Source organism: Methanospirillum sp., assembly GCF_028679455.1.
Lineage (GTDB): Archaea > Halobacteriota > Methanomicrobia > Methanomicrobiales > Methanospirillaceae > Methanospirillum.
Map to the genome: position 1 here is coordinate 1 of NZ_JAJRBM010000057.1, position 4109 is coordinate 4109.

At 42.5% G+C, this 4109-nt stretch carries 4 protein-coding genes and 1 pseudogene; 1 reads left to right on the forward strand and 4 read right to left on the reverse strand.

Annotation, left to right across the window (positions count from 1 at the left end; genetic code table 11):
• Positions 1 to 676: pseudogene (locus LUQ50_RS01890) on the forward strand (hypothetical protein); the annotation flags it as partial.
• Positions 677 to 994: 318 nt separating this feature from the next.
• Here LUQ50_RS01890 and LUQ50_RS01895 read toward each other — a convergent pair.
• The 4 genes from LUQ50_RS01895 to LUQ50_RS01910 all read right to left on the reverse strand — a co-directional run bounded on the left by LUQ50_RS01895 (position 995) and on the right by LUQ50_RS01910 (position 4041).
• Positions 995 to 1480 carry an ATP-binding protein gene (locus LUQ50_RS01895; RefSeq protein ID WP_300035349.1) on the reverse strand — a complete coding sequence of 162 codons (486 nt, stop codon included), beginning with the start codon at positions 1478 to 1480 and terminating at the stop codon, positions 995 to 997.
• The gene (locus tag LUQ50_RS01900; RefSeq protein WP_300035352.1) at positions 1477 to 2370 is read right to left on the reverse strand and encodes an RNA-binding domain-containing protein; all 894 of its coding nucleotides are present in this window, start codon (positions 2368 to 2370) and stop codon (positions 1477 to 1479) included. The genes LUQ50_RS01895 and LUQ50_RS01900 overlap by 4 nt, the downstream gene beginning before the upstream one ends.
• A 693-nt stretch (positions 2371 to 3063) precedes the next feature.
• Positions 3064 to 3642 carry an ATP-binding protein gene (locus tag LUQ50_RS01905; protein WP_300035355.1) on the reverse strand — a complete coding sequence of 193 codons (579 nt, stop codon included), beginning with the start codon at positions 3640 to 3642 and terminating at the stop codon, positions 3064 to 3066.
• An 84-nt stretch (positions 3643 to 3726) separates the two neighbouring features.
• On the reverse strand, positions 3727 to 4041 hold the full coding sequence (locus tag LUQ50_RS01910; RefSeq protein WP_367278937.1) for a cation:proton antiporter: 315 nt from the start codon (positions 4039 to 4041) through the stop codon (positions 3727 to 3729).
• Positions 4042 to 4109: the final 68 nt, after the last annotated feature.

A 4109-nucleotide genomic window follows, 5' to 3' on the forward strand; every position in this document is an offset into this window, starting at 1 on the left:
ACGAGGTGGAGATCATGACATGGTCGAATATGATTTTATCTCATTTCATCCTGGAGATAATTTGAATACAATGGGTTATGAAGGAGATTATACCCTTACTATCTCTAAAGACCCGGTGAGTGTCAGATTACCTGGTCGGATTCATCTGACTGTTCTGGATATGAATCGGTTTTCCCCAGGGCATCCGGGGGGAGGGGGAATCGGATTTGCAATTCAGGTATATACGAAGGTTACTGTTCAATGTTCTGAATCTGGGTATTCGATATCCTACAGCAGACCAGCAATCATTGAACATTTTCTCAAACTTTTTTCTCATGTGGTGGGGTATATTGGAGGATTTGCAATCCAAGCCTTTGATCCTCCCTACAAACATGTAGGTCTTGGTTCTACCTGCACCGTGCTGATGGGTTTGGCAGTAGCAGTAAATCAAGCGGTGGGCAATCCGCTTTCAAGGGATCAACTTCGGACCCTTATCGGAAAAAACTATGTGGAAGAGATAGGAGATGATCTAATTGCTTATGCTTTTGAGACCGGTGTTGGTCCTGCGGTAAGTAGCGATGGAGGTATGGTGGTAATGGGAGATAACCTTACCGGCTCTTCGTTGTTTCATGTGGGTAGGTTGAATTTCAACTGTACATACCGAAGAGCCACTAATCTAACGTCGGCTATTATGTGAATTTTCTTGTATCACCTCCGGACCAGAACCGGTCCCAGAGGGTATCGATCTCATATTTGAGTTCTGGAGCGAGTCTCATGATATGTCCGTAATGAATGTCCGAATATGTCTGTATTCATTCTTCTGAATTTTAGGGATTATTGAGTATATTTCTAGCATTTGAGCCTTAATGAGGTTTATTTATGTGTACTCTCTACGGGGCTTTATGTCCGAATATGTCCAAATATGTCCAAATACTCTGATTCATGATTCTGCCATATTATATGTTCAATGTAAAATTTGTCCGATATATGACGGTATTAGGGGATCGATTTGCATTCATTGAGACATCGGTAATGTCCTGATTGAGTCCTTCAGGGTATAATATACTCCGCGTGTTTTACCTGATTTCTTAAGTACATCTGCCGATACCAGTTCAGCTAAATCCCGTTGAGCGGTTTTTAGGGTGCAGTTATACATCAATGCGTAATCTGCAGTACTTATGCGAGTATTACTGATGAGATATTCGATCACCTGCTTCTGTCTGACATTCAGGGTGATTTTTTCTTCAATATACTCAAAGAGAGTTACTCTCCTGAATGTTACTGAAAAGGAATGCCCTGTTGCCTCAAACTCCGGTTCAGGGAGATTTTGCGCTTGACAGGATTCAATCATGTGATTTGTTCCTGAGCCCCATTGTTCTATATATCCACCAAGAAACAGGGTTTGAGCAATATGAACATTTTTTGGAAGGGAAAGATGTTCGGTTTTGAGTGACTCAATTGACAATTCGGGGGGAAGTGAACCAGGATTGAGTATCTTCATCTGACCGGGAAATATCCGTACCTGAACATTCCCTGAAGACCGATAGTCCCGATGGCAGAGTGCATTGATAACTGCCTCCCGGAGAGCGTCAGGAGGATATTCCCACTGTTCTTCCCTCTGGTATCTCCTGGTTTTACCTCAGCTGATCTGCTCATATTGGATAGAATAAAGGTCATTGTCTCTTCGATCTGGTGTAGCAGGTCACCTCTGATCACTTTCATGTTGATAAAAGGGCTGGCTACATCAGTTCCCCGAAATTGTCCGCATCTCACTTCTGACTGGAGAATAAACCTCTGTGGATCTTTTCCAAAAAGAAGGGCGGCAGCATTTGTTATCTGCCCATCTTTAAGGAGATGCAATTTATCGAGTACTGTGACGACCGGTGTTTTCTGATTTACCCCAAGAAGTCTTTTATCTGAGACCTTACCCAGAAATTCCCTGATAAGTCCTGGATCAATGTCATTCAGGGTCGTATCAGGACAGATCTCACTTTCCCATGGAGGAAGACCTGTGGAAAGAATCATTCTCTTAAGTTCATCAGGAGGAATAACCCGGTTTTCAGTGCCTACCCGGATGTATGCTATTCCATCAAGGAAATAGGGTTTATTGGTTCCTTCAGGGATGGTGACCGTGACCAGATGAACCCCTGACTCCTCGATGACTCTGATATCTGGTGAGATTTCAGGTTTAATCCGGGATGTTATCTGCTGTGAGAGTTTGCGAAGGCTGTGATCCGAAGGGGTGATACCGATGGGATCTCCGGTGTCTGATCTGCCGAAGGTGATGACCCCGCCGTGATGGTTCAGGAATGTACAGACAGATTTCAGGGATGGGTCAATCTGTGAGAATGAGCGTTTGAACTCCTGGGTGTCTGACTCTTGGAGAGTCATGTAACGAGTTCTCCGGTGAATGCTTTCGCCATGAGAGAGTCAATTAAATAATTACTTAATTCTGTTTCCTTAATGACATGGCATAATTGCTTTTCAATTTTTTCCGCAATTTTAGAAAAAACCAATTGATGTTCATATGGAGGGAGAATAATCTTGATTCTGGCCATTTGACCTAAAACTAGATCTCGATTTGCTATACCACGGGTATAATCAGCTCCCGCCGGTTATCTTCTCTAATAATTCCTCCCTTCACCCTAAATCCTAATTATTAGACAAATCAGGTTTGCAACCAGAGTTCTCTTATTTATACTGTTACTATTGAAGACCTTAAAGGTTACCTATTCAGTGAGAAAATGAAATATCGTCTCATATACCTGTACGAAAAGACGTTACTTTAAGAATAACTATCGGAGGGTTGTTGGAAGAGGGGCGATACTTCCTCCCAATTTAATCTATTCAATTCACCAATAATCTAGGCTCTTCGTCAGTTTCGGTAGGTAAGTTACATTTCAACTGTACATATCGAAGAGCCACTAATGCTTGTCGTCTCTTAATTTTTGTAATCCTTCCCCAGAGGAATTACTCTCAAATTTAAGTGGCGAGAGGCACTAGTCATTATTACTTCTCTTTTGCACGATCTCATCGATATCTGTTACAATTCGCTAGACAATGAAAGGTTTTTTTTACTGAACATCAATCCATAACCTCCCAATGGCCACCCTTTGCCGGTCCGACTCTCCTGATTTTTCCGCTTTTTTTGAGTGAAGCGATCTGTTTTTCAATTGCCCTGGGTGTCAGATCAACCCGGATTGCAATCTCCTTTGCAGATAATTCGGGCTCCTCTCGCATGAGGGAGATGATCTTCTCCGAACCTTCCCATTCTTTACGGCGAATTGTAGCGGTGAAAAGCCCTCCTTCACGGTCATCGATAAAATCGATATCAGACCAGTCTTCTAATGCCCGTTTAATACCAGAACCAAGGCCTCGATAGGGAAGGAGCCCTTTTGCGATGAACGACACCAGAACAGGATTTCTGATGTTCGAGTTCCCATTTCTGATCTTCTCGATGGTCAGGTTGTTTGGCAGGGATCCCGGACTGATGATCTCAATCCGGTTGTCAAAGATGAAGATACGGATTGGGGCACTAATCAGATAATCCTGGTGCATGAGGGCAGTTACCAGGAGTTCTTCAAACAGGACTTCCGGAATTTCCGGCTTTCCCGGGGAATTGACTCCCCTTCCAGCCTGTACTTTGTGAAAACTCTTTCTCAAGGACAAAATGGCGCGATAATTATTCTCAAAGACGTACTGCGTAAGTCCAATTTTAGAATAAATGATATCAGTGCAAAAATCGGTTTAATTATTTACTCCTCCCTTACAATCCTGAAAAAGACAGTTCCGGTAGATTATAGGGGTGAAAATAGTAGTAAGAAGACTCATCATGATTATCGTAACATAGATGCCCTGATTAATTATTCCTCCCTGAAGTCCGATTAATGCTACAATCATAGCAACCTCACCCCGTGGTGCCATTCCAAAACCAACAATGAATGACTCTTTTACAGTCATTCCACCGAAATAGGAAGGGATTCCACAACCAATAAGTTTAGTCAGAACTGCAACCAGGGTCAATATTACAAGGAGCAGGTTATCTCCAGATAATATTCGCATCTATCTTCTTCCTCTCACTTGGAATTATGGTAGATCTGAAAGCAGTGACCTCTGAAATTATTATATTC